Consider the following 24,541-nt stretch of genomic DNA (forward strand, 5'->3'; position numbering starts at 1 on the left):
CGGGGATATCGGGCCATCGTTCCGCAGCCCGTTGCCCCTGTAGCGGCGACGGGTCGGGAAACTTGAGAACGATTTCAGACGAATTTCACGCCGCGACGTCGAGCACGGCGGCATCGACGAAATCAGCGCTGTCGAGCAGGGTCTCGATGTCGAGCAGGATCAACATGCGATCTTCGAGGGTGCCGATGCCGGCGATGAACTTGGTGTCGACCGTGGCACCGAACTCCGGCGTCGCGCGGACCTGGTCTTCGCCCAGCGGTACGACATCGGACACGCCGTCGACGACGATGCCGACCACGCGGTCTTCGACGTTGAGCACGATCATCACGGTGAAGCTGTCGTAGCGGGCTTCGGCCAGACGCAGCTTCAGCCGAAGGTCGATCACCGGCACGATGGTGCCGCGCAAATTGATGACGCCCTTGATGTAGTCGGGTGCGTCGGGGAGGCGGGTCACCGCGTCATAGCCGCGGATCTCCTGGACCTTGAGGATGTCGACGCCATAGTGCTCGGCGCCAAGCGTGAAGGTCAGGTATTCGCCAGCGGCGCTCGGGGTGGAACTGGTCATGCGGTGCGCTCCTGCTGCGTGGGCCGCAAAAGTGCGGCGAGTGGTGACCTGCAGGAGATCGGCCGGCGCGGCGACAACTTTAGCCCCGCGTCAACCGCCGTGGCGCTGACGTGCATTGCGCAGGCGCTCGATCTGGAAGATGTACTGCAGCACGCGCTGCTCGTAGGCGGCGGGCAGACCGACGAAACGGCATCCGGCGCGCCAGAACAGCGCGCCGCGAAGATCGAAACGTTCGATGTGGCTGACTTCGAGTACCACCTGCATCGGCGCCAAATCACCCACACGCAGCAGGCACGGCGCGACGCGCGAGCGGATAGCAAACCGGCCTGCCTCCTCGTCGGGCACGGCAACTGCAACGCCGCCACCGCTGATGTCCAGCACGCGCAGGCCGGGCGCGCCGAGATCCGGTGCGGTGTCGCCGTCTCCGATGTACAGCGTGACAGGCGCGGTGGGGGCGACCTGCAGACGATACAGTTCGCGGCGCTGCAGACGCAGCAGGAAGTCGGGCCACGGCGCGAGAAACGCCGCGTAGCCCTGGTAGTCCATCGGTGTCGGTGCCGGCAGGCGGAACCGGATCGGCACCAGATCGAGCTGGGTCCTGCAGACCAGCCGGCTGGCGTCCGCCATGCGTCGGTTCATCGCCTCTTGCCGGTTGCCGTCCAGGATCAGCGTGCCGTCGTCGTGGACGGCCAGCAGCGCGGTCGGGCAGGGCAGTCCGCCGGGGACCAGATGCGCGGTGATGATCGATCGCGCTTCGACCAGCGTGCGGAGCACGCTGGCGATCTCGAGCGGATGCCGCAGCGCGAACGGGGAATCTTCGTCGTCGTCGAGTAGGGACGCGGGGTCTTCAGCAACGAGCATCGTCCGGGGTCGGGAAGTGTCCAGTCATGACGATAGCGGCCGCGCAACCCCGGAGTTGAGGTGCGCGGCCGCGTCGTCAAGAATGTCGCCGGTGTCAGGCCGCTTGCGCTTGCAGTCCCGACGCCCGCTCCATTGTGTTCTGCAGCAGTGCCGTCGTCGCATCGATCCGGAACACCGCCACGGTTTCGGTCAGGTCTGTGGCCTGTTCCTCCATCGAACGTGCGGCCGCCGAGGCTTCTTCCACCAGCGCCGCGTTCTGCTGCGTGGTCTCGTCCATCTGGGTGATGGTCTGGTTGACCTGCTCAATGCCCGAGGCCTGTTCCTGCGAGGCGGCGGCAATCTCGGACATGATGTCGGTGACACGCTGCACCGACGACACGATCTCGCCCATGGTCTTGCCAGCCTGGCCGGCAAGCGCCGCGCCATCGGAGACCTTGCTGGTCGAATCTTCAATCAGGCCCTTGATCTCCTTGGCGGCCGCAGCGCTGCGTTGGGCCAGCGTGCGCACTTCCGAGGCCACGACCGCGAAGCCGCGGCCCTGTTCGCCGGCGCGCGCCGCTTCCACTGCGGCATTAAGCGCTAGGATGTTGGTCTGGAAGGCAATGCCGTCGATGACCGAAATGATGTCGCCGATCTTGCGCGAGGACTTCTCGATATCGGCCATGGTTGTCACGACCTGGCTCACCACGTCGCCCCCCTGCGAGGCGACCGAGGCCGCGCCGATGGCGAGTTGATTGGCCTGGCGGGCGTGGTCGGCGTTCTGGCGCACGGTGGAGGTCAATTCCTCCATCGACGCCGCGGTCTCTTCAAGATTCGCGGCCTGCTGCTCCGTACGCTGCGACAGGTCGTCATTGCCGGCAGCGATTTCCGCAGACGCTGTGCTGATCGCGCCGGAGGCGGCCTGGATGCGGGCGACGATGGCGGTCAGCTGCGAGACGGTGGCATTGGCGTCGTCGCGCATCTGGGCAAATACGCCCTGGAACTCGCCGTCCATGCGCGCCGTGAGATCGCCCCTGGCAATGGCCTGCAGCACGGTCGATACGTCGGCCAGATTCTCGTCGGCGGTGCGCATCAGGTGATTGAGGCCCTCGATCATGTCGCGGAATTCGTATTCGAAACGTCCGGCATCGCCCCGCACAGTGAAGTTGCCGGCGGACGCCGCGTCGACCAGCCGACGGATCTCACCGTTGATGCCGGTCAAGTTGGCTTTCACCGCATCCATCGACTGGGTGATCACCGCCTTCTCTCCAGGCAAGCGCTCCATGTCCTGCGACAGATCGCCGACCGCATAGCGTTTGATCAGATCGACCAGACGCATCTTGACCGCGATGTGCGCGTCGACGAGTTCGTTGGTGCCAGCGACCATCACGCCGTAATCGCCCGGAAACGCGGTGGAATCCATGCGGTAGCTGATGGCACCCGCGTCATGCTCGCGCGACATGTCGCGCTGCGCGCCGATCACCGAGCGCAGCTGGTCCTGCATCCGGCCCATCGCCGCCAACAGTTGGCCCACCTCGTCGCGGCGACCCAGTGCGATCTGCCCGTCGAGACGACCGGCAGACACGTTTTCGGCCAGCTTCACCGCCGAACCGATCGAAACAGAGAGGGTGCGGGCGATGAAAAACCCCATGGCCACTGCCACGGCAATCAGAAGCACGATGCCGATCACCATCGCCACCACGCTGCTTTGGTACGTGGCGTTGGAATGGGCGATGTCCTCGTTGAGGCGGTCGACATTGAAGGTGTTCAAGGCCGCCATCGCTTCGAACAGGCTGCGACGCAAGGGACGCGACTGTTCGTCGGAAACGGCTTGCGCCGCTACGGCGTCACCGGCCTCGAGCGCGCGCTCGATCTCACGGTGCGCGCCGAGATAGGCCTCGAGGCGTTCGTCGACGACGCTGTAGAGGCGACGCTCCTCGGCTGCGAACGGAAGCGCCTCGTAAAGCGCCTGGTGCTCGGCGATGCTGACTTCGATCTTGGCCAGACGTTCGTTGTAGTCCTGCACGGCATCGGGTTCGTCGAGCCGGGTGAGCTGGGCGATCTCGAAGGTGCGGTATTCGCCGAGCTGGGAGCGGATTTCGCCCAGGTACTGCACCGCGGGCATGTCGTCGGTGCTGACCTTCTGCAGTTCGTCATTGATGCTCGACAAGCGCGCCAGGCCGAAACCACCGACGCCGATCGCGAACAGCGAAATCAGGGTGAAGGCGATCCCGAGCTTGCGCGCGATCGACATGTTGTTGAGCCAGTTCATGCGGAGTCTCCGTAAGGGCGCGCCTGGCACGGATGTCCGCAAGGCGCAGGGTGTTGCTGTGATGGATATCGGCCCCGGCGGCGGCGCCTTGATTGCGAAAAATCAAATCCGGCAAAGTGGTAAAGCTGGCAGTTCATATCGGCGACGGCGCGATCCCGGCACCGGCGAAGCTGCAGGCACTTCGCGCGGCGCGCTCGGCGCCCACGATTGCGGGTCTCGCGGCGCAGAGCGTCGGTGGGCCGGCCCTGGACGCGCAACGCGATTCAGTTGACGACACCTGTACGCGGGCTTTGCTGCTCCACCTCGGCTTTCGCGGAGGTGACCTGGGGCGGGCGGCAACAGGCTTCGGCGCCAGGGCGCTGAGCGCGGTTGATGGGTCGACCGCATGGCGCGTCGTCGACGCTTGTCAGAATCGACTTACAAGCGCATTCAGGATTTGCGGGCGATGCGACCAGTGGCGATCACGGCCGGCATAGGACCGGCCGTGACGATGCTGCTTCAGGCCGCCTGCGGTACCCGCAGCGAGCGCACCAGACCGCCGATGTCGACGATCAAGGCCACGCGGCCGTCGCCGAGGATGGTGGCGCCGGAGATGCCATCGACGCGGCGGTAGTTGTTCTCGAGGTTCTTGACCACGACCTGCTGCTGGCCGACCAGGTCGTCGACCTGCAGCGCCAGTTTCTGGCCGTCGCCTTCGACCACCACCACGATCGCATCGTCGCGGCGCGCCTGACCGTAGCGGTAGTACTCGTTGAGCGAGACCAGGGGCAGGTATTCGCCGCGCACCCGCAGCACGCGGCCTTCCCCGGCCACGCTGCGCATGTCGTCGGGCTCGGGCTGCAGCGCCTCGATGACGTGCGACAGCGGCAGGATGAGGGTTTGATCGCCGACGGCGACCGTCATGCCGTCGAGGATCGCCAGCGTCAACGGCAGGCGGATGACCACGCGGGTGCCGCGCCCCGTGCCGCTTTCCAGCTGCACTTCACCGCCCAGGGCCTGAATGTTGCGGCGGACCACGTCCATGCCCACACCGCGGCCCGACAGGTCGGTCACCGCATCAGCGGTGGAGAAGCCGGGCTGGAAGATCAGATCCCAGACCTGGCTGTCGGTGGGCTTTTCGGGCACCACCAGACCGCGCTCGGCGGCCTTGGCCAGAATGCGCTCGCGGTCCAGGCCGCGGCCGTCGTCGGCGACTTCGATGACGATGTGGCCGCCCTGATGGGAGGCGGCGAGGGTGATCGTGCCGGTCTGGTCCTTGCCCGCGGCGAGGCGCGCGTCGGGCAGCTCCAGACCATGGTCGATCGAGTTGCGCACCAGATGCACCAGCGGATCGGCGATCTTCTCGATCAGGCCCTTGTCGAGCTCGGTGCCTTCGCCCAGGGTCTTCAGGCGGACCTGCTTGCCCAGGCGGGCCGACAGGTCGCGCACCAAGCGCGGGAAGCGGCGGAACACAGCCTCCACCGGCAACATGCGCACGCCGATCACGGCTTCCTGCAGGTCACGGGTGTTGCGCTCCAGCAGGTCCAGGCCTTCGAACAGGCGCTCGGCGAGGGCCGGATCGAGGTTGGCGCTGACCTGCTTGAGCATGGCCTGGGTGATGACCAGTTCGCCGACCAGATTGATCAGGCCGTCGATCTTGTCGGTGCTGACGCGGATCGAACTCTCGGCCGGATCCTGGCCACCGCTCTTGCCTTCGGCGGCGACCGCCACCGGACCGGTGGACGGCTCGAGCGCGGCGGGCATCACCAGATCGGATGCATCGGTGTCGGCCGACGCCTTGGCGAGGATCGCCTGCACATCGAGCTCACAATCGTCTTCGACCCAGGAGAAGGCGTCGTCGACTGCGCTGCGCGGCACCGCGCCGATCAGGCCCAGGTCCCAGGCCAGATAGGCTTCCAGCGGATCCATCTGCTCGAAGCCGGGCAGGCGCTCGATGCGGCAGGCGACGTCGAGGTTGCCCAGGCGGTCGAGCTCACGAATGATGCGCAGCGGATCGTTGCCACTCATGAACAGCGAAGGTGCGGGGGTGAAGCCGATGCGCCAGCCCGCGGGTTCGGCCTCGGGTACTTCGGCCTTGACCGCTGCGAGCACTGGCACCTCGGTGCCGGTGAGCACCGCATTGAGGCGTGCCTGCACGGCCTGCGAGGCCTGCGGGTCGGCCGGGTGGCCGGTTTCGGCTTCCCCCAGCAGGGCGCGCAGCACATCGACCGAGGCCAGCATCGCGTCGATCGCGGCGCCGGTGACGGCGCGCTTGCCGGCGCGCAGTTCGTCGAGCAACGTTTCCAGCACGTGGGTCAGCCCGGCCACCGATTCGAAGCCGAAGGTGGCGGCGCCGCCCTTGATCGAATGCGCCGCGCGAAAGATCGAATTGATCAGGTCCGAATCCCGGTTGCCCTGTTCAAGCTGCAGCAGACCGGCTTCCATCGCCTCGAGTCCCTCCCGACTTTCTTCGAAGAAGGTGACGTGAAAGCGCTGCATGTCCATGCTCATGGGAACTCGGCCTGCGATCGGTGTGAGGGAGGGCGGCCGGGCTTAGCCCAGCACCTTCTGGACGGTGGCGATGAGCTGCTCGGGATTGAACGGCTTGACGAGCCAGCCGGTCGCGCCTGCGGCCTTGCCCTCCGCCTTCTTGTCGGCGGCCGACTCGGTGGTCAGCATCAGCATCGGGGTGAACTTGTAGTCGGGGATGCCGCGCAGGGCGCGGATCAGCGAGATCCCGTCCATGTTCGGCATGTTGACGTCGGTGACCACCGCGTTGAAACGCTGGCCCTGGGCACGCCCGAGCGCGACCTGGCCATCCTCGGCCTCGTCGACGGTGAAACCGGCCGAGGTCAGGGCGAAGGCCACCATCTGGCGCATCGAGGCCGAATCGTCCACTACCAGAATGCGTGCGCTCATGCGGCGTTCTCCACTGTGCTTGCGTCTGTTGCGTTAGAGGGATCTGGGCTGCCGTCACCGAGTCCGAGCACCGGACCCAGGCCGAGCAGCCGGGCGGCATCGAGCATTTGCTCGCTGCTGCCCTGAAGGCGGGTGGGATGGCCGATGCCGGCCCGGCTTGCAAAGAAGGCGCACAGCACCTGCATGCCGGCGGTATGCACCCGCCGCACGTCGGCGGCGTCGAGAACGACGGCGTCCACACGGTCCAGGTAGGGCGCAAGCCGTTCCTTCAGGCCGGTGCTGGCCTCGATCCCGAGGTCATCGCCTAGGTGCACGGTGTCCATCACATCTCCGACAAATTCAAAGGGGGTGGTCAGAAATAGCGGCATCGCGGCGACGATCTTTAGCCGCGCCGGCGAGTTCGGCCGATCAGTCGGACGAGAACAGCGGAATCGCCATGAGCTTGGCCGAGTCCAGCAGCAGGGTGACCATGCCGCCCAGGCGTGCGATGCCGCGGATGCGGTGGTCGCCGACCGGCGCCAGCCGAGAGGTATGCGTGCCTTCGATCTGTGCGTCACCGATCAGCACGACGTCCTCCACGGCCGAGACCCGCAGGCCGAGCACGTCGCCGTTGTCGTCGAGCACGATAATGCGGGTGAGCAGGGTTTCCTTCACCGGCGCTGCGCCGAGCTGCAGGCCCAGGTCGACCACCGGCACCACCTGCCCGCGCAGGTTCATGACCCCGAGCACGCACGGCGCGGCGCCACGCAGCGACAGCAGCGGCGCGGGCAGCACGACCTCGCGGATCTTCAGCAGTTCGATCGCATAGGCCTGTGGGCCGCAGCGCAGACGCAGCCATCGCGCCAGGCGGTCGGCGCTTCTGCGTTGCTGGGGAGATGTCTGTGTCGCATCGCTCACCTCGCCGGGAACGCGCGGCAGCGGCGCGATGGAGATCTTCGCGCCCGGCGCGGCATTGGGCGCAGGGATCGCGCGCGGTGTTGCCGGTGCCACGGGGTGACGCAGCTCCGCAGGCGGCGTCACCGCCGGCGGCGGGGCGGGCAGGGGCGCGCGACGCGGGGGCGGGGCGGTCACGGGTTCGGGCTTTGCGACGGGCGCGATCGGTGGCGCCGGCGGCGCGGCAGCAGCCGGCGCCGCAAGCAGCATGCCCAGATAATCGTCGACGATCCCGGCCGCGCTCATGCCGCCTGCTCCACGGCCTGCTCTTCCGCGAGCAGCCAATCCAGGGCGCGCGTATAGGCTGACATCGCGCGGCCCGGCATGTCGCCGCTGAACACCTGGCAGGCCAGCACGTCGGCATTGCTGAGTTGTGTGTCGACCGGCACCGCCTCGCTCCAAATGCGGCCCTGGTACTCGTCCTGCAGCTGCGCGAGCGTGTCGCGGCCGATGCGCGTGCGGCGGTCGTACATCGTCGGAATGATCGAGGCCGGCAGCGGTCGCTGACGGGACTTTTCGACCATCTCGCCGGTGCGGACCATGCCCGCCAGTCCGTAGAGCGCGAGCGGTTCGCACTGCGTGGGCACGATCAGGCGATCGGCCGCGGCCAGGGCGTTGACCATCAGCAGGCCCAGCGTCGGCGGGCAGTCGAGCAGGATCGCGTCGTGTCCGTTGCCGTGGCGGGTGATGGCCTGCGACAGCGCCAGACCCAGGCCCGGCTGGGTGGCACTGCGCCGCTCCAGTGTGGCGAGCGCGGTCTGCGCGCAGACGAAGTCCAGGCCTTCGGTCGGCGACGCCCGCATCAGCGACTCCAGCGTCGGCGGCGGTGCGCCGAACAGGTCGACGACGCCTGACGGAGGTGGATCGCTCGGGACGCCGAAGGCGCGCGTCAGCGATGCGTGCGGGTCGAGATCGACCAGCAGCACACGCAGCCCGCGCGCCACCATGGCGCGTCCGAGGGCGAGTGAGGTCGTGGTCTTGCCCACGCCTCCCTTCTGGTTGGCAATCGCCCAGACACGCATCAGCTGTCTCCTTGCGGTGGGGGGGAAGAAATGGGGGGAGGGACGGTGGAAGAGTCGGCAACGGCAGGCTGCGGCACCGGTGCCGCCGGGTAGGCGGGCGCCGGCGGTGGCGACGCTGGCGCCGGGGCAGACGCGGCGCGCGGTGCAGTCGCGGTGTCCTGCGTGGCGAGCACCATCAGCACCACGCGCCGGTTCGCGTTGCGGCCGGCATCGGAGGTGTTGTCGGCCTTTGGACGGTATTCGCCATATCCCACCATCACCAGGCGTTCGGGTGCGAAGCGCTCACTGACGAACAGATGGACGACGCTGGCCGCGCGCGCCGCCGACAACTCCCAGTTCGACGGGAACTGGGCGGTCGCGATCGGCCGATCGTCGGTGTAGCCCTCGATGCGGATCGGGTTGGGCAGGTCGCGCAGCACCACGGCAAGCCGCCCCAGCAGTTCGCGGGCGCGGAATTCGAGGGTGGCCGATCCGCTCGCGAACAGCAGGTCGCTGTTGATCTCGACCTCGAGCCACAGGTCGGACCGGCGCACGGTGATCAGGCGCGCCTTGACCATCTCCGACAGCGTGTCTTCGAGCTGCAGTGCCAGGCCCGCGAGCTGGTTGCGGGACGCGGCGATCGATGCGGCGTCGGCGCCGCTGTCGCCGATCCGGTCTGCGCGCAGCTTGGATTCCAGGATCGGCCGTAGCGGCGAGTCGAGCATCGGCTGCGAGGAAGGCCCCTGCCGGGCGCCACGCGGCACCGGCGTCGGCTTGCCGATCGACGCTTCCATCTTCTGGTTGTCGCCGATCTGGATCGGATCGAGCGTGCTCGGCGGTGCGTTGAACGCACTCGCCAGCGATGCGGCGACGGCGCGGTACTTGCCTTCGTTGACGGAGGAGATCGCGTACATCACCACGAAGAACGCGAGCAGCAGCGTCACCAGGTCGCCATACGGGATGGCCCAGGCTTCGTGGTTGACGTGGTCCTCATGGGGCTTCTTGCGTGCCATGTCTGCGGATCAGTGCAGGAAGCCGGCGAGCCGAGCCTCGATGTTGCGCGGGTTCTCACCCTGCGCGATCGCGATCAGTCCTTCGATGGCCAGCTCGCGCTCGCCGCTGCGTCGACCGATCACGCTCTTGAGCTTGGCCGCCATCGGCAGGAAGAACATGTTGGCCGAGGCGATGCCGTAGATCGTGGCGGTGAACGCGGCGGCGATGCCGTGGCCGAGCTTGCTCGGATCGGCGAGGTTCTTCATCACCGCGATCAGCCCGAGCACCGCGCCGACGATGCCCAGCGTGGGCGCATAGATGCCCATGCCTTCGAACACCTTGGCCGCAGCGAGGTCGTGGTGTTCCTCGCCCTGCAGTTCGATCTCCAGCATGTGCCGGATGGCCTCGGGCTCGACGCCGTCGACCAGCATCTGCAGGCCCTTCTTGAGGAACGGATCGGTCTGCGCTGCGACATGGCTTTCCAGCCCCAGCAGGCCCTGCTTGCGCGAGACATTGCTCCACTCGATGAGCTGCGCGATCAGCGCCGCGCGATCAGACACCGGCGGCTTGACCACCCAGCCGGCAATCTTGAAGGCGTGTTTCAGGGTGCTGCCCGGCGTATGCAGCATGATCGCCGCGACCGTGCCGACCATGACGATCAGGAAGGCGGCGGGCGACCAGAGCGCGCTCAGGCCCGCGCCCTTGAGCACACTGCCGCCCATGATCGCGATCAGGGCAAGCACGAGTCCGGCGACGCTGAAAAGGTCCATGGGGTAGGTATCGGCGGAGACTGGAAGGACTTGAATGGGGCGCTGGCAAGCAGCGCCCGGCGATCAGCGCAGGCGCAGCGCGTCGACGTCGAGAATCAGCGCCAGGCGCCCGTCACCGATCAGCGTGGCCCCGGCATATCCCGGCAGCCCGCGCAGGGCCCTGGGCAGGGGTTTGATCACCACTTCCTCGCGGCCGCGGACTTCATCGACGACCAGGCCGAACCGGCTGTCGCCGCGTTGCAGGACCACGATGGTCAGCAGGGTCGTTTCCTGCGCCGATGTGCCCAGCCAGTGGCGCAGGTCGAGCAGTGACAGCGTGTGCGAGCGGCGGTCGAGCGCAGCGCGTCCGTCGAACCAGTTCACCGTGCGCGACGGTGCGTGCAGCACTTCCTGCACGCGGGCCAGCGGCAGCGCATAGGCATCGCCCGCGGCGTGCACGAGCAGGGTCGGCAGGATCGCGAGGGTCAAGGGCACGCGCAGTGAGAACCGGCTGCCGCGGCCGAGCTCGGAGGTCACCTGGATCTGCCCGCCGAGTTCGCGGATGCGCGACTGCACGACGTCCATGCCCACGCCGCGGCCGGAGATGTCGCTGACCTCGTCGCGCGTGGAGAAGCCCGCCATGAAGATCAGATGGAGGCATTCCTCGGTGCTGAGCCTGGCAGCCGACTCGGCATCGATCAGGCCCTTGTCGCGCGCTTTCGAACGCAGACGTTCGGGATCGATACCGGCGCCGTCGTCCTGGATCTCGATGCCGACGTAGTCGCCCTGCTGCTGCGCGCTCAGGCGTACGCGGCCGGCGCGCGGCTTGCCGGTGGCTTCGCGCAGTGCAGGCATTTCGATGCCATGGTCGATCGCGTTGCGCACCAGATGGATCAGCGGATCGGCCAATGCCTCGACGAGGTTGCGATCGAGCTCGGTCTCCGCGCCCACCAGGTCCAGGTCCACTTCCTTGTCGAGCGCGCGCGCGACGTCTCGGGCGAGCTTGGGGAAGCGCGAGAACACCTTGCCGACCGGCTGCATGCGCGTGCGCATGACCGCGCTCTGCAGGCGCGCGGTGGCGTTGTCGAGCGTGGTCACCGCGCGGTCGAGATCCTCGTCGCGCAGACGCGTGCGCAGGGTCTTGAGCCGGTTGCGTGCGAGCACGAGTTCGCCGACCAGATCCACGATGACATCGAGGCGCTTGGTGTCGACGCGGACGGTCTGTTCGCGCTCCGTCGGCGCCGCCGCTGCATCCGCGCTGGCGGCCGACTGCGGCGGTGGTGGACGACGCGGCGGCGGTGCGATGGCAGCAGGCACCGCGGGTGCCGCGGCAGCCGACGTCGCGACCGTGCCCGGCGCGGCGCCGCCATGCAGTTGGTCGAGCAGGGCCTCGAATTCGTCGTCGCCGATCATGTCGTCGGCAGGCGGAGCGGCGGCGGTCGGCGCTGCGGCAACAGACGCACCCGGCACGCCTGCGCCGTGGAGCTGGTCGAGCAGGGCTTCGAACTCGTCGTCGCCGATCATGCCCGGGTCGGGCGCGGGGCTGGTCTGCAGGCCCGGTGCGCGTTCGCCATGCAGTTGGTCGAGCAACGACTCGAATTCGTCGTCGGTGATCATGCCGTCGCCGCCGGCTGCGGGCGCGGCCTGGGGCTGCGCCGACGCGCGCACCGGCGCAGCCGCGGGGATGTCGAACGGCGCGAAGCCGGCGATCAGTGCGTCCGGCGCGCTCGGGATGGTGTCCTGGTATTCGATCGCATCGACCATCGCCTGCAGCCAGTCCAGCGACTGCTGCGCGGCGTCGAAGTGACGCGGCAGCAGCGCCGCCTGGCCGGCGCGCACCATGCCAAGGGTTTCCTCGGCGGCATGACACAGCTGCACCAGCGGCGTGGCGCCGAGAAACCCGCCACCGCCCTTGAGCGTGTGGAACGCGCGGAACACCGCATTGAGACGTTCGCGGTCGCCGGGTGTCTGCTCAAGGCCGACAAGCTGTCCGCCGAGGTCGTCCAGCAGTTCGCGTGCCTCGAGCACGAAGTCGGCGACGATCTCGGGCGCCTGCATGGCTCAGAGCCCCAGGTTCGAAAGCAGATCGTCGGCGTCACTCTGGCCGACGGTGTTGCGGTCCAGCCCCGAGACAGCCGGGCCGTTGCCGCGCGCGTTGTCTTCCTTCGGCGGCAGGCCGAGTGCACCAAAGCCCTCGTGCACGCCGCGCACGATGCCTGCCACGCGGCGGATGATCTGCCCGCCCAGGTCCTGGTGGCTTTGCGCCAGGGCCATCTCGCGCAGGTTCTCGCGCAGGGATTCGACCGTGTCGGTCTGCGTATGGTCCAGCGGGCCTTCCTTCAGCCGCGCCACCAGCGCACGGCTGTCGTCGATGAGATCGAGCGTGCGATGCGTGGCCTGTTCGGTCATTTCGACCACGTGGTCGAGCCTCGAGCAGGCGTCGTCGAGCCCGTTGACGCCCTCACCCGGCGGCGGGGGCAGGGTGTCGAGCGCCTGTGACAGCTCGCGCGCCAGGCGACCGAGACCGGTGACAAGCGTGCGCGCGCGGGCGCTCGCCAGCGCGTCGACCTGCTTGCGCCAGCCGTCCTCGTCGCCGCGCTCCAGTGCTTCGAGCGCGTCGTTGAGCAGGCCGGCCAGCTTGGTGCGTTCGATGTCGGGCGTGCTCATGCCGCGGTCCCGAGACGTTCGAAGATCTTGCCGAGCTTCTCTTCGAGGGTCTGCGCCGTGAACGGCTTGATGATGTAGCCGTTCACACCGTTCTGCGCGGCTTCGATGATCTGCTCGCGCTTGGCCTCGGCCGTGACCATCAGCACCGGCAGGGCGCGGAACTTGGGGTCGGCGCGGATCTCGCGCAGCAGCTCGATACCCGTCATGCCCGGCATGTTCCAGTCGGTGACGACAAGTTCGACTGCGTCCTGACGCAGCACCGCGAGGGCGCTGTTGCCGTCTTCCGCCTCGACCGTGTTGTTGAAGCCGAGATCGGACAGCAGGTTCTTGACGATCCGGCGCATCGTCGAGAAATCGTCGACGACCAGGATGCGGATGTTCTTGTTCAAAACGGACTCCAGTGTGAGCGTGACATCAGTCGTCGGCACCGTATCCGGTGTCGGCGAGTTCGAAGGCGGTGAGACGGCCGCGCAGGCGCACCACGGCCTGGCCGTGGATCTGGCAGACGCGCGACTCGCTGACGCCGAGCACGGCGCCGATTTCCTTCAGATTGAGTTCCTGTTCGTAGTACAGCGACAGCACCAGCTGCTCGCGCTCGGGCAGGTGGCCGATCGCGTCCATCAGTTCGCGGCCAAACTCGCCGCGCACCAGGTTTTCCTGGGGCGTGGGGCCGCCGCCGCGGTTGACGGGTTCGACTTCGCCGTGGTCTTCGATGTGCGAGTCCAGGCTCAGCACCTGGCCGCGTGCGGCGTCCTCGAGCAGGCGCTGGTAATCCTCCAGCGGCATCTCGAGTTTCGCCGCAACCTCGTGCGCGCTCGCGGCGCGTCCGGTGGTCTGCTCGATCGAACGGATCGCCGAGGCCGCGTCGCGGGCGCGACGGTGCACCGAACGCGGCACCCAGTCGCCGCGGCGGATCTCGTCGATCATCGAGCCGCGGATGCGGATCGAGGCATAGGTTTCGAACGAGGCGCCCTGGTCGGCGTCGTAGCTGCGCGAGGCCTCGAGCAGGCCGATCATGCCGGCCTGGATCAGGTCGTCGATTTCGACGCTGGCCGGCAGGCGCGCGGCAAGGTGGTGGGCGATCCGGCGCACCAGTTCGGCGTGCTGCACGAGGGGATCGACGTCGGTGGTGACGGCGCGTTGTACCGACTGGTACTGCTGGCGTGCGGCGAGGCTCATGCAGCTGCTCCCTGTCTCAACATGCGTTCGACGAAGAATTCCACGTGGCCGCGCGGCGCGGTCGGGGCCTGCCATCGCGATACGCGCTGCGCGATCTCGATCAGTGCGCGCGCCGACGGGCTGCCCGGATAGGCGGTGACAACCGCCTGCTGGCGCTGCACGGCCATGCGCAGCCAGTCGCACTGCGGCACGGCGCCCAGATAGTTCAACGACACGTCGCCGATGAAGCGCTCGCACACGCGCGAAAGTTTCTCGTGCAGGTTGCGGCCTTCCTGCGGGCTGCGGACCATGTTGGCGATCACCTGTACCCGGTCGACGCCGCGCTCGCGCGCCAGCACCTTGATCAGCGCGTAGGCGTCGGTGATCGAGGCGGGCTCGTCACAGACCACGACAATCGCGTCCTGCGCGGCCTGGCAGAAGGTCAACACCGAATCGGTGATGCCGGCCGCGGTGTCGACGACCAGCAGGTCGAGGTCACGCTGCAGGTCGTTGAACACGTTGACCAGCCCCGCATGTTCGGCAGGGCGCAGCTCGGCCATATGTCGACGCCCGGAAGCGGCCGGGACCACGAGCACGCCTGCGGGCCCTTCGAGGATGATGTCGTCGAGCTCGCAGCGTCCGGCCACGAGATCGGCCAGCGTGTGTTTGGGCGACAGGCCCAGCAGCACGTCGACGTTGGCCAGGCCCAGGTCGGCATCGAGCAGCAGTGTGCGCTGGCCCATGCCCGACAGCGCGACGGCCAGATTGGCCGACACGTTGGTCTTGCCCACGCCGCCCTTGCCGCCGGTGACGGCCAAGGTGCGGACGGGCTGGAAGGGAGCGGAGGACATCGGGAGCAGCTCAGGCGACGGCATGGTTATGTTCCGGGACAATCGGCTTATCGGCATCGCGGCGCAGATCTTCAAGGCGAAGCACCAAATGGGCGGCATTGGCCCGGTGCAGGTCTTCGGGCACGCGCTGGCCATCGGTCACCCAGGTCAGCGGTAGCTGATGGTCGACGGCGACTGAAAGGGCGCTGCCGAGACGGCCGGTTTCGTCCAGTTTGGTCAGCACCACGCCCTGCGGGCGCACGCTTTCGAAGCGGCGGACAACCTCGTCGAGATCGGCGAAATGGGTGTTGGCGGGCAACACCAGCAGGGTGCGCACGTTGCGGGCGGCGCGCAGCCAGTTCAGCTGGCCGGCCAGCGCACGGTCACGCTGGCTCAGGCCCGCGGTGTCGACCAGCACCAGCTTGTAGTCCTCCAGCTTCTGCAGCAACTGCACCAGGCCGGTTTCGCTATCGGCCTCATGCACGGCGATGCCGAGCTGGCGGCCGTAGCTGTGCAGCTGTTCGCGTCCACCGATGCGCGAAGTGTCCGTCGTCACCAGGGCGATATCGCGCGCCTGGTGCTGGGACGCATACAGCGCCGCCAGCTTGGCGATGGTCGTGGTCTTGCCGGCACCGGTGGGACCGACGAGGGCGATCACGCCCGCTTCGCTCAGCGGGTCGATCGGACAGACCGGCAGGCGCTTGGACAGCAGGGCGAGCATCAGGCCGCGCACCCGAGAATCGGGCGTGTCGGCGGGAATCTGCAACACGGTGTCGCGGGTGATGCCGGCGTCGAAGCCGTAATCCTCCATCAACTCCATGGCCTGGGCGCGGGCGGGCGAACCGCGCAGGCGCTCGTCGGTGAGACGGGCCATCTCGCGCTCGATCATCATGCGCATCTGCGCCAGCTCGTCGCGCATCCGCGCCAGTTCCCTGTCGCTCGAGGGGGCCGGCAGGGTCGGGACGGCCGACAGCACGACCGGCTCGGGCACGATCGGCGACGAAAAACCGTCATCCGCGGCAACGTCCGTCATCTCGGGAACGATCGCGGGGCGGGGTGTCGCGGCGACCGCAGCGGCAGCCGGCGGTCTGGGCAACGTCGGCGTGTCGTCGCGATGGCCGGCGGCCAGAAGCTCGGCGAACGTGGGGCCGTCGAGATCGAAGCGCGCCAGCTCGGCGGGCGGCGCAAACGCGGCCGGCACCGGGCCCGGGGCCGCAGTAACCGGCGACGCGGACGCCGGCGCTGCCGGGCGAACGCTGGCCTCGGGCCGTACCGTGGGCTGGGCGGGGGCCGGCGATGCCGGCGGGGGACTCGGAGCCGTAAGGTCGCGGAGCCAGCGCTCGGACGGCGCCAGCGCAGCGTCGGCGTCGCGTGCCGTCCGGCTGTCGCGCAGCATGGTGGCCAAAGGCGGCGCGGCCACCGCCGTTTCACGCTGCGCATCCTCGATGGCGCGCTGCACGTAACCTTCGTCGTAGTTGCTGGCCGCGACGATCTCCACGCCCTCGTCGGTCCGGCGGTTGGACAGGATCACAGCGTCCGGGCCATGGGCCTCGCGCACCATCTGCAGGGCGCTGCGCATGTCTGCGGCGACGAAACGGCGGATTTTCATGTCGGGAGCCCGTGATTCGTGTTGCGTGAAGAGTGGTTCGAGGCGCGGCGGGGCGAAGCATCCTGCGGGTCGGCCGATGGGCCGTCGCAGGGAATGAAGCGCAACATCGGAAGCTGCCTGTGGCGGCCGGCCGGATCCGCGAGTGCGGGCGTCGGCAGTCGGCGCAGCGGCCATTGCATGGCCTGGCGGTACGCCCGCGCTGCGTCGGTCGTCTCCTGCATCGCGTCTTCCGTCTGCATCGCGTCGTCCATCACGTTTGACCTATCGCTGTTCAATTGATCGTTCCGAGGAGCTTCAAGCGCTTGTCTTCCGGCACTTCGTTGTAAGACAGCACCGACAGGTTGGGGACGCTGTGCCGGACCAAGCGCGCCAGCGCGGCGCGGACCTGTCCGGGCACCAGCACCACCGCCGGCTCGTTCTTGGCTTCCTGCTGCCCGGCGCACGTGGCCAGACTCTGTTGCAGGCGTTCCGCCAAGCCCGGTTCCAATGCAGCGCCGGCGCCCTGGGCAGAATCCTGCAAGACGCGTTCCAGATTCGGCGCCAGCGTGTAGACCGGCAGCTCCTCGGACGGGCCGGCGATTTCCTGCACGATGAAGCGGCCCAGCGCGGTACGCACCACCGCGGTCAGCTGGGCCGGATCCTGGGTATGCGCGGCATGTTCGACCAGCGCCTCGGCGATGCGGCGGAGCTGGCGCACGGGGATGCGCTCGATCAACAGGTTCTGCAGCACACGCACCACGACCGCCAGCGGCAGTGCCTTGGGCGTGAGGTCTTCGGCCAGCTTGGGCGCGCTGCGGGCGAGGGTGGCCAGCAATTGCTGAACTTCTTCATGGCCCAGCAGCTCGGGGGCCTGCTCACGCACCAGATGCGACAGATGCGTGGCCACGACCGTCGCCGGATCGACCACGGTGTAGCCCGCGGCTTCTGCATTCGCACGTTGCAGCGGCAGGATCCACAACGCGTCCAGGCCGAAGGCCGGGTCCTTGCCGGGAATGCCGTCGATCGGATGCAGGGCGCCGCCGGAATCGAGCGCCATCAGCCGGTCGGGGTGCACCTCGGCCGTGGCCACCGGCACGCCATGGACCAGCAGGCGATACGCGGTGGGTGCGAGTTCCAGGTTGTCGCGGATGTGCACCGGCGGAATCAGGAAGCCGACGTCCTGGGTGAGCTTGCGGCGCACCGCCTTGATCCGCGCCATCAGCTCGCCACCCTGGGCCTTGTCGACCAGCGGAATCAGCCGGTAGCCGACTTCCAGGCCCAGCGGATCCACCGGCCGCAGGTCATCCCAGCCCAGGTCGGCATTGGCCACCTGTTCCGGCGAGGGAAGCGCGGCGAGATCAGGATCGACGGCGGCGCGTTCGGCATCCAGGGCGCGTTTGCGCATCACCCAGGCGCCGTAGCCGACCACAGCCGCCAGGCTGAGGAAGGCGAGGTTGGGCATGCCCGGCACCAGGCCGACGACCAGCAGGATGATCGCTGCGATCGTCAGCGCCTTGTACTGGCCGAACACCTGGCCGCTCATCGCGCCGCCCATGTCCTGCTTGCGCGAGGCGCGGGTGACCAGCAATGCGACCGACGACGACACCAGCAGCGCGGGGATCTGCGACACCAGGCCGTCGCCGATCGACAGCAGGGTGTAGATGGCAGCGGCTTCGCCGACCGGCAGGCCGTGCTGCATCACGCCGATCGCCAGGCCACCGAAGATGGTGACGAACATGATCAGGATGCCGGCGATCGCGTCGCCGCGGATGAACTTGTTGGCGCCGTCCATCGCGCCGTAGAAGTCGGCTTCCTGGCGGACTTCCTCGCGCCGCGCCTTGGCCTCGTCGCGATTGAGCAGGCCGGCGTTGAGATCGGCGTCGATCGCCATCTGCTTGCCGGGCATGGCATCGAGGATGAAGCGCGCGGTGACTTCGGACACGCGCCCCGCACCCTTGGTGATCACCACGAAGTTGATGATGGTCAGGATGGCGAACGCGACGATGCCGACGGCGAAGTTGCCGCCGACGACGAATTCGCCGAAGGATTCGATGACCTTGCCCGCCGCGCCCGGGCCGTCCTGGCCGTTGAGCAGGATCACCCGGGTGGACGCCACGTTCAACGCCAGGCGCAGCATCGTGGTGATCAGCAGCACGATCGGGAAGATGCTGAAATCCAGCGGTCGCTGGACGTAGATCACCGCCAGCAGCACCACCAGCGACATCGCGATGTTGAAGCTGAACAACATGTCCAGAATCAAAGGCGGCAGCGGCACCACCATCATCGCCAGCAGCGCAATCACCAGCAGTGGCGCACCCAAGCCGCCGCGCAGCATGTCAAATGCGCGGCGGGGGCCGGACGCGATCACCGCGCTCATGCGCCTGCACCGCGGGTATCAGCGTCGACGACGCCCAGATCGGCAAGCTGCGGTTGCGGCGTGCCCGCCCGCCAGTCGCGCAGCTGGTAGACGTAGGAGAGCACCTGGGCAACAGCGGCGTAGAGTTTCACGGGGATTTCCTGACCGATCTCCGCTTCCCTATACAAGACGCGTGCCAGTGGCGGCGCCTCGACCAGCGCGACGCGGTGCCGCTTGCCGACTTCGCGGATGCGCAGCGCCATTTCGTCGATACCTTTCGCCACGACACGGGGCGCGCCCATCGCACCGCCGTCGTACTTCAGCGCCACCGCGTAGTGGGTGGGGTTGACGACGATCACGTCGGCGGTGGGGATGTCTTCCATCATCCGCCGCTGCGACATCTCGTGCTGCAGCTGGCGGATACGTCCCTTGACCTCCGGCCGGCCCTCGCTTTCCTTCATTTCCTCGCGCATTTCCTGGCGCGTCATCATCAGCTTCCGGCGCCAGTTCCACTTCTGGTAGGGCGCGTCGGCCAGAGCCAGCAGCAGCAGCGCGGCGGCGGTGGCCATCAACAGCCACAGGGCGAACTTCAGCCCGCCTGCCGCGGCCTGTTCCAGCGGCTGGTGCAGCATCGCCCGCAGCCGCGGCATGGCCGGCCACAAAAACAATGCGGCGGCGCCGCCGACCAGCAGCACGCGGAGTATCGACTTCAGCAATTCGGCGAGGCCTTCCGGCCCGTAGATGCGCTTGAGCCCGGCCAGCGGGTCGAGCTTCTTGAGATCGGGCACCAGACCCTTGGTGGCGAAATTGAAGCCGCCCATTGCCGCGGGCGCCACGAAGCAGGCGATCAGCGTCGCGATGATCAGCGGGGCGAGAATCGACAGCAGGCTCAGCAGCAGTTCGCCGAAATAGCCGAACAGGTTCTGCGGGCTCTGCAACAGGCCGAGATCGGGCGTCATCGCGCCACGCATCCAGTCCTTGGCCCGCGCGGTCACGCCGCCGCCCATCGTCAGCAGCGACGCCACCCCGGCGCCGAAGACGGCGACTGTGCCCAGTTCCTTCGACCGCGGCACGTTGCCCTTTTCGCGGGCCTCCCGCAGCCGTTTGTCGCTGGGGAGTTCGGTCTTTTCCTGACCGTTTTCGTTCTCGGCCATGGGCCTGCATGCGCGGGGAGTCGACGTTCCCGTTGCAAGCGCCGTGCCCGCGAGTGCGGCTGCCCGCTACAGACGCGGTGACGCCCGTCGCGCGTCTCGGCGCGAGCGCCGCCGGCTCATGGGCCGCCCAGCGGTACCCGCCCGGCGGCGTCGAAGGTGCTGTCGAAGAGGCGTTGCACCGGCGGGCCGAGCTCCCCGGCCAGCATCGCGATCAGGAACAGGCCGACCAGGACCGAGATCGGCAGACCGAGCTGGATCGGATTGAGCGCGGGCGCCGCGCGCGCGAGCACGCCGAAGGCGAGGTTCACCGCCAGCAGCGCCACCATGACCGGCAGGGCCAGGGTCACGCCGCCGCGCAGCACCAGGGCGAAGAACTCCGGCGCGATACGCAACGTGGACTGGACATCGGGCAGGGCGGTACCGATGGGCAGCGTTTCGTAGCTGTGCACCAGCAGCGCCACCACGGCCAGATGGCCATTGGCGGCGAAGAACAGCAGGCCGAAGGCCAGATAGAACCACTGGGCGACGACGCCGGACTGCACGCCGCGCATAGGGTCGCTCATCGTCGCGAACGACAGGCCCGAGCCCTGCGAGATCAGTTCACCCGCCAGGGCACCCGCCTCGAACACCAGGCGCAGCATGAACCCCATCGCCGCGCCGACCGCCAGCTCGCGCGCGACCGACAGCACGGTGGCGGCGTCGAATCCGGTCCAGGGCGGCGGCGCCGGCAACAGCGGCGCCAGCGCCAGGCTCAGCACCAGCGCCGCCATGACCCGAATGCGCGCGGGCAGGGCGCGGGTGCCGATCAGCGGCATCGCCATCAGCAGCGCACCGACCCGCAGGGCGGTCCACAGCAGGGTGCCGATCATGGCGAAGGCCTGCTGGCCATCGATCGCCATCTGGGTCGCGGAATCCATCAGCGTGTGTGCCTGCGCATCGGCGGTATCAGCCGATCAGATGGGGGATGTTGCGAAACAGCGTGATGGTGTAGTCGACCAGGTAACCGAGCAGCAGCGCGCCCAGCGCGAACAGCGCCGCCGTCAAGGCCGCGGCCTTGGCGACGAAGGCGATGGTGGGCTCGTTGATCTGTGTAGCCGCCTGCACGACGCCGACCACCACACCGACCACCAGCACCACGGCGAGCAGCGGTCCGCCGACCCACAGGGCGACTTCCAGCCCACGCCGCAGCTCGGTGAGAGCGAGTTCGGGAGACATGCGCGCGCCTTCAGTTGAAACTGGCGGCGAGGGTGCCGACCGTCAGCACCCAGCCGTCGACCAGCACGAACAGCAGGATCTTGAAGGGCGCGGAGACCAGCATCGGCGAGAGCATCATCATGCCCATCGACATCAGTACGCTGGCCACGACCAGGTCGATGATGATGAAGGGGATGAAGATCAGAAACCCGATCTCGAACGCGGTCTTGAGCTCGCTGGTGACGAAGGACGCCACCAGGACCTGGAACGGCACGTCGTCCGGGCCAGCGTAGGTGCTGTGCCCGGCCAGGCCGGCGAAGGTCATCAGGTCGGTCTCGCGGACCTGGGCCAGCATGAAGCCGCGCAGCGGCGCGGTGCCGAGGTCCCAGGCGGTGCGGAAGTCGATCTGCCCGTTGAGGTAGGGTCCGAAGCCGCTGTTCCAGGCCGCCTCCCACACCGGCGTCATCACCAGCGCGGTCAAAAACAGCGCCAGGCCGACCAGCACCTGGTTCGACGGCGTCTGCCCCGTGCCCAGCGCCTGACGCAGCAGGGCGAACACGACGATGATCCGGGTGAACGCGGTCAGCACCAGCAGCATCGACGGGATCAGCGTGATCGCCGTCATCAGCAGCAGTGTCTGCAGCGGCAGGCTCACCGGTGCGTTGCCGATCTGGCCCACGGTCACATCGGGCAGCGCGGGCAGCTGCGGCGCGCCGGTGGCGGCTGCGGCCCACAGCGGCAGCAGCAGACCGAGGACGAGGGCGACCAGCGCGATCCAGCGCGGACGGGTGCGGCGTGGCATGTCAGGTGTCCTTGCGCAGGCGCTGCGCGAGCAGTTGCTTGAAATCGGGAAGGTTCTTGAGCGTCGGCATCTGCGCGGGCGGTGCCTCGGGCAGCGGCTGCGGCAGTACGTGCAGGGTGCGCACCCCGCCGGCGCCGATGCCCAGCAGCAGCTGCTGGTCACCGACCTGCACCACCGCCGCGCGCTCCTTGGCGCCCAGCGGAATGCTCGCGACGATGCGCAGCCCATCCGCCTGGCGGAAACCGCCGCCGGGCAGGCGCTTGAGCAGCCAGGCCAGCCCGACGATCAGCCCCAGCACCAGTACCAGTGCAAGGAACGCGCCACCGAGCCCGGGTCCCTGCGGCGCGTGCGCGCCGATGACGATCGGCTTGGCCGGCGGTGCGACGCTGGCGATCGTGTCGTTCGCACGCGCGGGCGCCGTGGTCGAGGCGACCACCAGCGAGAAATCGGCCGGACCGTCGGCCTCGGCCGCGCCGTCTTCGCCTGTGGCCAGGGCCGTCGTTCCGGTGTCGGCGTCGACCTCGGACGGGGCGGCGTCGGCCTCCGGCTCGAGGCCGATCTCGGCAGCGATCGACGGCAGGGCGGCTTCCGCCGCCGTCGCTTCGACGCGCGCCGGGGTCACCGCAGTCTCCGGATCCGCTCGCTGGGGCTGACGACATCGGTCAGGCGCACACCGAAGCGGTCGTTGATGACCACGACTTCGCCATGCGCGATCAGGGTGCCGTTGACGTAGACATCCAGCGGCTCACCGGCGCCACGCTCGAGTTCGATGACCGAACCGCGGTTGAGCTGCAGCAGGCTGCGGATCGGCATGCGCGTGCGTCCGACTTCCAATGACAGCGCCACCGGCACGTCGAGGATCACGTCGAGGTTGAGGTCGGCGCCGTCGATCGGGCCGTCGGCGCGCAGGTCGTCGAACTTGGCGGGCGCGGCGGCGTTCTGTGGAAACACGTTGTCCTGGTCACTCATGCGGGCAGATCCTGGGGTTCGGTGCGGCGCACGGGCGTGGTGCCCGGCGGATGGGTCTCGGTGATCTTCACGACGTTGTAGCCACCGGCGGTGCCGAAGCGGCCGGTGAACACGGGAATGCCTTCGATGCAGATCGGCACTTCGGCGGGCAGGTCGATCGGCAGGATGTCGCCGACCTTCAGGCAGGTGAGCTGGCGCAGTTCGATGTTGCGTTTGGCCAGCACGCTCGACACGGTGACCTCGGAATTCATCAGCTGCTGCCGCATCGAGATGTTCCAGCTCTCGTCGCGGTCGACCCGGTCGCTCTGGATGCCGGCGTCGAGCAGTTCGCGGATCGGCTCGAGCATCGAGTACGGCAGGGTGATGTGGATCTCACCGCCACCGCCTTCCAGTTCCACGTGGAAGCGGCTGACCACGACGTACTCGCGCGGGGTGACGATGTTGGCGAAGTGCGGATTGATCTCGGAGTTGATGTACTCGCATTCCACGTCCAGCACCGGCGCCCAGGCCTCGGCCATGTCGGCGAAGGTCTGCTTGAGCATCAGCTGGATCACCCGCATTTCGGTGGCCGTGAACTCGCGCCCTTCGATGCGCGTGGGATAACGCCCATCGCCGCCGAAGAAATTGTCGACCACGGCGAACACCAGCTTGGGTTCGAAGACCACGAGCCCGGTGCCGCGCAGCGGCTTGAACTTGATCAGGTTGAGGTTGGTGGGGACGTAGAGCTGGTGCAGGTAATCGCCGAACTTCACCAGGTCGATACCGCGCACCGAGACATCCGCCGAACGCCGGATCAGGTTGAACAGGCCGATCCGCCACAGGCGCACGAAGCGCTCATTGACCATCTCCAGGGTCGGCATGCGGCCGCGGATGATGCGGTCCTGGCTGGCGAAATCGTAGGTGCGGGCGACGCCCGGGTCGGGCGCCGGCTCGGTGTCCACGACGCCGGCGTCGACGCCGTGCAGCAGCGCATCGATCTCGTCCTGTGAGAGCAGGTCGTTGCTCATCGGGTCGGGCTCACTGGGTCACGAAGCTGGTGAACAGCAGCGCTTCGGCGACCGGCTTGCCGGTCTCTTCGGTCATCAGCGCCTGCACTTCCTTCAAGGCCTGCGCCTGCAGCGCCTCCTTGCCGGCGCGCGTGGACACGCCGTCGTAGGTCTGCTGCGCGAACAGCATCAGCAGGCGTGCGCGCAGCGCCGGCTCGTGCGCCTGCAGTTCGGCGCCCGCCAGCGGATCGCGGGTGACCAGCTGGACCTCCACCTGCAGATAGCCGGGACCCGACGGGGTCTCGTCCAGGTTCACCACGAAGGCAGGCGTCATCGGCAGGTATTGGGCGGGCGCAGGCAGCGCTGCCTTGGCTTCCGGCTCTTCGGCTGCCGCCTTGTGCATGAACATGTACCAGCCAGCACCGCCGGCGCCAGCGAGCACGAGCAGGCCGATGGTGATCATGAGCAGGCGGCGTTTCTTGGACGGCGCGGGCGACGCGGGGCTGACGGCGGTCAAGGGTCTGTACCGGTTGGGAATCCACCGGAAGGGATGCAATCTCCATGCCGAAACCGCGCCGGATTTCCG

Annotated in this window: 24 protein-coding genes and 2 pseudogenes; all 26 read right to left on the reverse strand. The window is 68.1% G+C overall.

The window, feature by feature from the left end:
* Positions 1-85: 85 nt before the first annotated feature.
* Positions 86-565, reverse strand: a complete 480-nt coding sequence (locus tag J2W68_RS06170) for a chemotaxis protein CheW (protein WP_310233679.1) — start codon at positions 563-565, stop codon at positions 86-88.
* Positions 566-655: 90 nt separating this feature from the next.
* A complete protein-coding gene (locus J2W68_RS06175; RefSeq protein WP_310233680.1) occupies positions 656-1,426 on the reverse strand; it encodes a flagellar brake protein in 771 nt (256 codons plus the stop codon).
* A gap of 94 nt (positions 1,427-1,520) precedes the next feature.
* Positions 1,521-3,677 (reverse strand): methyl-accepting chemotaxis protein, encoded by a 2,157-nt coding sequence (locus tag J2W68_RS06180; protein WP_310233682.1) that lies wholly within the window; start codon positions 3,675-3,677, stop codon positions 1,521-1,523.
* 498 nt (positions 3,678-4,175) lie between these two features.
* A pseudogene (locus J2W68_RS17990) lies at positions 4,176-5,348 on the reverse strand (chemotaxis protein CheA); the annotation flags it as partial.
* 122 nt (positions 5,349-5,470) lie between these two features.
* A pseudogene (locus J2W68_RS17995) lies at positions 5,471-6,167 on the reverse strand (Hpt domain-containing protein); the annotation flags it as partial.
* A gap of 42 nt (positions 6,168-6,209) precedes the next feature.
* Positions 6,210-6,575, reverse strand: coding sequence for a response regulator (locus J2W68_RS06190; protein WP_310233686.1), 366 nt, complete (start codon positions 6,573-6,575; stop codon positions 6,210-6,212).
* Positions 6,572-6,898, reverse strand: coding sequence for an STAS domain-containing protein (locus J2W68_RS06195; protein ID WP_310233688.1), 327 nt, complete (start codon positions 6,896-6,898; stop codon positions 6,572-6,574). The genes J2W68_RS06190 and J2W68_RS06195 overlap by 4 nt, the downstream gene beginning before the upstream one ends.
* 85 nt (positions 6,899-6,983) lie before the next feature.
* Positions 6,984-7,754, reverse strand: a complete 771-nt coding sequence (locus J2W68_RS06200) for a chemotaxis protein CheW (RefSeq protein ID WP_310233689.1) — start codon at positions 7,752-7,754, stop codon at positions 6,984-6,986.
* Positions 7,751-8,530, reverse strand: coding sequence for a ParA family protein (locus J2W68_RS06205; RefSeq protein WP_310233690.1), 780 nt, complete (start codon positions 8,528-8,530; stop codon positions 7,751-7,753). The genes J2W68_RS06200 and J2W68_RS06205 overlap by 4 nt, the downstream gene beginning before the upstream one ends.
* The gene (gene motD / locus J2W68_RS06210) at positions 8,530-9,522 is read right to left on the reverse strand and encodes a flagellar motor protein MotD (RefSeq protein WP_310233693.1); all 993 of its coding nucleotides are present in this window, start codon (positions 9,520-9,522) and stop codon (positions 8,530-8,532) included. The genes J2W68_RS06205 and motD overlap by 1 nt, the downstream gene beginning before the upstream one ends.
* Positions 9,523-9,531: 9 nt before the next feature.
* Positions 9,532-10,272, reverse strand: coding sequence for a flagellar motor protein (locus J2W68_RS06215; RefSeq protein ID WP_310233695.1), 741 nt, complete (start codon positions 10,270-10,272; stop codon positions 9,532-9,534).
* A 63-nt stretch (positions 10,273-10,335) separates the two neighbouring features.
* Positions 10,336-12,309 carry a chemotaxis protein CheA gene (locus J2W68_RS06220; RefSeq protein WP_310233697.1) on the reverse strand — a complete coding sequence of 658 codons (1,974 nt, stop codon included), beginning with the start codon at positions 12,307-12,309 and terminating at the stop codon, positions 10,336-10,338.
* Between the two features lie 3 nt (positions 12,310-12,312).
* Positions 12,313-12,918 carry a protein phosphatase CheZ gene (locus J2W68_RS06225; protein WP_310233699.1) on the reverse strand — a complete coding sequence of 202 codons (606 nt, stop codon included), beginning with the start codon at positions 12,916-12,918 and terminating at the stop codon, positions 12,313-12,315.
* Positions 12,915-13,307: a chemotaxis response regulator CheY gene (gene cheY, locus J2W68_RS06230; protein WP_310149411.1), complete on the reverse strand. Its 393-nt coding sequence runs from the start codon at positions 13,305-13,307 to the stop codon at positions 12,915-12,917. Before cheY ends, J2W68_RS06225 begins: the two co-directional genes overlap by 4 nt.
* 25 nt (positions 13,308-13,332) lie before the next feature.
* Positions 13,333-14,097: an RNA polymerase sigma factor FliA gene (locus tag J2W68_RS06235; RefSeq protein WP_310233700.1), complete on the reverse strand. Its 765-nt coding sequence runs from the start codon at positions 14,095-14,097 to the stop codon at positions 13,333-13,335.
* Positions 14,094-14,951 carry a P-loop NTPase gene (locus J2W68_RS06240; protein WP_310233701.1) on the reverse strand — a complete coding sequence of 286 codons (858 nt, stop codon included), beginning with the start codon at positions 14,949-14,951 and terminating at the stop codon, positions 14,094-14,096. Before J2W68_RS06240 ends, J2W68_RS06235 begins: the two co-directional genes overlap by 4 nt.
* Positions 14,938-16,515 (reverse strand): flagellar biosynthesis protein FlhF, encoded by a 1,578-nt coding sequence (flhF, locus tag J2W68_RS06245; protein ID WP_310233899.1) that lies wholly within the window; start codon positions 16,513-16,515, stop codon positions 14,938-14,940. The genes J2W68_RS06240 and flhF overlap by 14 nt, the downstream gene beginning before the upstream one ends.
* 271 nt (positions 16,516-16,786) lie before the next feature.
* Entirely contained in the window at positions 16,787-18,871 is a 2,085-nt protein-coding gene (gene flhA, locus J2W68_RS06250) for a flagellar biosynthesis protein FlhA (RefSeq protein WP_310233703.1), read from the reverse strand.
* Positions 18,868-20,004, reverse strand: a complete 1,137-nt coding sequence (gene flhB, locus J2W68_RS06255) for a flagellar biosynthesis protein FlhB (RefSeq protein ID WP_310233706.1) — start codon at positions 20,002-20,004, stop codon at positions 18,868-18,870. The genes flhA and flhB overlap by 4 nt, the downstream gene beginning before the upstream one ends.
* A gap of 116 nt (positions 20,005-20,120) precedes the next feature.
* Positions 20,121-20,921, reverse strand: a complete 801-nt coding sequence (gene fliR / locus J2W68_RS06260) for a flagellar biosynthetic protein FliR (RefSeq protein ID WP_310233708.1) — start codon at positions 20,919-20,921, stop codon at positions 20,121-20,123.
* 28 nt (positions 20,922-20,949) lie between these two features.
* Positions 20,950-21,219: a flagellar biosynthetic protein FliQ gene (locus J2W68_RS06265; protein WP_310233710.1), complete on the reverse strand. Its 270-nt coding sequence runs from the start codon at positions 21,217-21,219 to the stop codon at positions 20,950-20,952.
* Between the two features lie 10 nt (positions 21,220-21,229).
* Positions 21,230-22,000: a flagellar type III secretion system pore protein FliP gene (fliP, locus tag J2W68_RS06270; protein WP_310233712.1), complete on the reverse strand. Its 771-nt coding sequence runs from the start codon at positions 21,998-22,000 to the stop codon at positions 21,230-21,232.
* 1 nt (position 22,001) lies between these two features.
* Complete coding sequence (gene fliO, locus J2W68_RS06275) at positions 22,002-22,394, reverse strand: flagellar biosynthetic protein FliO (RefSeq protein ID WP_310233901.1); 393 nt, start codon at positions 22,392-22,394, stop codon at positions 22,002-22,004.
* 224 nt (positions 22,395-22,618) lie between these two features.
* Complete coding sequence (gene fliN / locus J2W68_RS06280; protein WP_310149434.1) at positions 22,619-22,969, reverse strand: flagellar motor switch protein FliN; 351 nt, start codon at positions 22,967-22,969, stop codon at positions 22,619-22,621.
* Positions 22,966-23,976 (reverse strand): flagellar motor switch protein FliM, encoded by a 1,011-nt coding sequence (gene fliM, locus J2W68_RS06285; protein WP_310233714.1) that lies wholly within the window; start codon positions 23,974-23,976, stop codon positions 22,966-22,968. The genes fliN and fliM overlap by 4 nt, the downstream gene beginning before the upstream one ends.
* 10 nt (positions 23,977-23,986) lie before the next feature.
* Entirely contained in the window at positions 23,987-24,472 is a 486-nt protein-coding gene (locus J2W68_RS06290; protein ID WP_310233717.1) for a flagellar basal body-associated FliL family protein, read from the reverse strand.
* Positions 24,473-24,541: the final 69 nt, after the last annotated feature.

Source organism: Luteimonas terrae, from assembly GCF_031457535.1.
In the GTDB taxonomy this organism is placed as follows: domain Bacteria; phylum Pseudomonadota; class Gammaproteobacteria; order Xanthomonadales; family Xanthomonadaceae; genus Luteimonas; species Luteimonas terrae_A.

What these genes read in the sequence shown, in the direction of transcription:
- J2W68_RS06170 (WP_310233679.1), bottom strand. Translation starts at nt 565, where the DNA reads ATGACCAGTTCCACCCCGAGCGCCGCTGGCGAATACCTGACCTTCACG.
- J2W68_RS06175 (WP_310233680.1), bottom strand. Translation starts at nt 1,426, where the DNA reads ATGCTCGTTGCTGAAGACCCCGCGTCCCTACTCGACGACGACGAAGAT.
- J2W68_RS06180 (WP_310233682.1), bottom strand. Translation starts at nt 3,677, where the DNA reads ATGAACTGGCTCAACAACATGTCGATCGCGCGCAAGCTCGGGATCGCC.
- J2W68_RS06190 (WP_310233686.1), bottom strand. Translation starts at nt 6,575, where the DNA reads ATGAGCGCACGCATTCTGGTAGTGGACGATTCGGCCTCGATGCGCCAG.
- J2W68_RS06195 (WP_310233688.1), bottom strand. Translation starts at nt 6,898, where the DNA reads ATGGACACCGTGCACCTAGGCGATGACCTCGGGATCGAGGCCAGCACC.
- J2W68_RS06200 (WP_310233689.1), bottom strand. Translation starts at nt 7,754, where the DNA reads ATGAGCGCGGCCGGGATCGTCGACGATTATCTGGGCATGCTGCTTGCG.
- J2W68_RS06205 (WP_310233690.1), bottom strand. Translation starts at nt 8,530, where the DNA reads ATGCGTGTCTGGGCGATTGCCAACCAGAAGGGAGGCGTGGGCAAGACC.
- motD (WP_310233693.1), bottom strand. Translation starts at nt 9,522, where the DNA reads ATGGCACGCAAGAAGCCCCATGAGGACCACGTCAACCACGAAGCCTGG.
- J2W68_RS06215 (WP_310233695.1), bottom strand. Translation starts at nt 10,272, where the DNA reads ATGGACCTTTTCAGCGTCGCCGGACTCGTGCTTGCCCTGATCGCGATC.
- J2W68_RS06220 (WP_310233697.1), bottom strand. Translation starts at nt 12,309, where the DNA reads ATGCAGGCGCCCGAGATCGTCGCCGACTTCGTGCTCGAGGCACGCGAA.
- J2W68_RS06225 (WP_310233699.1), bottom strand. Translation starts at nt 12,918, where the DNA reads ATGAGCACGCCCGACATCGAACGCACCAAGCTGGCCGGCCTGCTCAAC.
- J2W68_RS06235 (WP_310233700.1), bottom strand. Translation starts at nt 14,097, where the DNA reads ATGAGCCTCGCCGCACGCCAGCAGTACCAGTCGGTACAACGCGCCGTC.
- J2W68_RS06240 (WP_310233701.1), bottom strand. Translation starts at nt 14,951, where the DNA reads ATGCCGTCGCCTGAGCTGCTCCCGATGTCCTCCGCTCCCTTCCAGCCC.
- flhF (WP_310233899.1), bottom strand. Translation starts at nt 16,515, where the DNA reads ATGAAAATCCGCCGTTTCGTCGCCGCAGACATGCGCAGCGCCCTGCAG.
- flhA (WP_310233703.1), bottom strand. Translation starts at nt 18,871, where the DNA reads ATGAGCGCGGTGATCGCGTCCGGCCCCCGCCGCGCATTTGACATGCTG.
- flhB (WP_310233706.1), bottom strand. Translation starts at nt 20,004, where the DNA reads ATGGCCGAGAACGAAAACGGTCAGGAAAAGACCGAACTCCCCAGCGAC.
- fliR (WP_310233708.1), bottom strand. Translation starts at nt 20,921, where the DNA reads ATGGATTCCGCGACCCAGATGGCGATCGATGGCCAGCAGGCCTTCGCC.
- J2W68_RS06265 (WP_310233710.1), bottom strand. Translation starts at nt 21,219, where the DNA reads ATGTCTCCCGAACTCGCTCTCACCGAGCTGCGGCGTGGGCTGGAAGTC.
- fliP (WP_310233712.1), bottom strand. Translation starts at nt 22,000, where the DNA reads ATGCCACGCCGCACCCGTCCGCGCTGGATCGCGCTGGTCGCCCTCGTC.
- fliN (WP_310149434.1), bottom strand. Translation starts at nt 22,969, where the DNA reads ATGAGTGACCAGGACAACGTGTTTCCACAGAACGCCGCCGCGCCCGCC.
- fliM (WP_310233714.1), bottom strand. Translation starts at nt 23,976, where the DNA reads ATGAGCAACGACCTGCTCTCACAGGACGAGATCGATGCGCTGCTGCAC.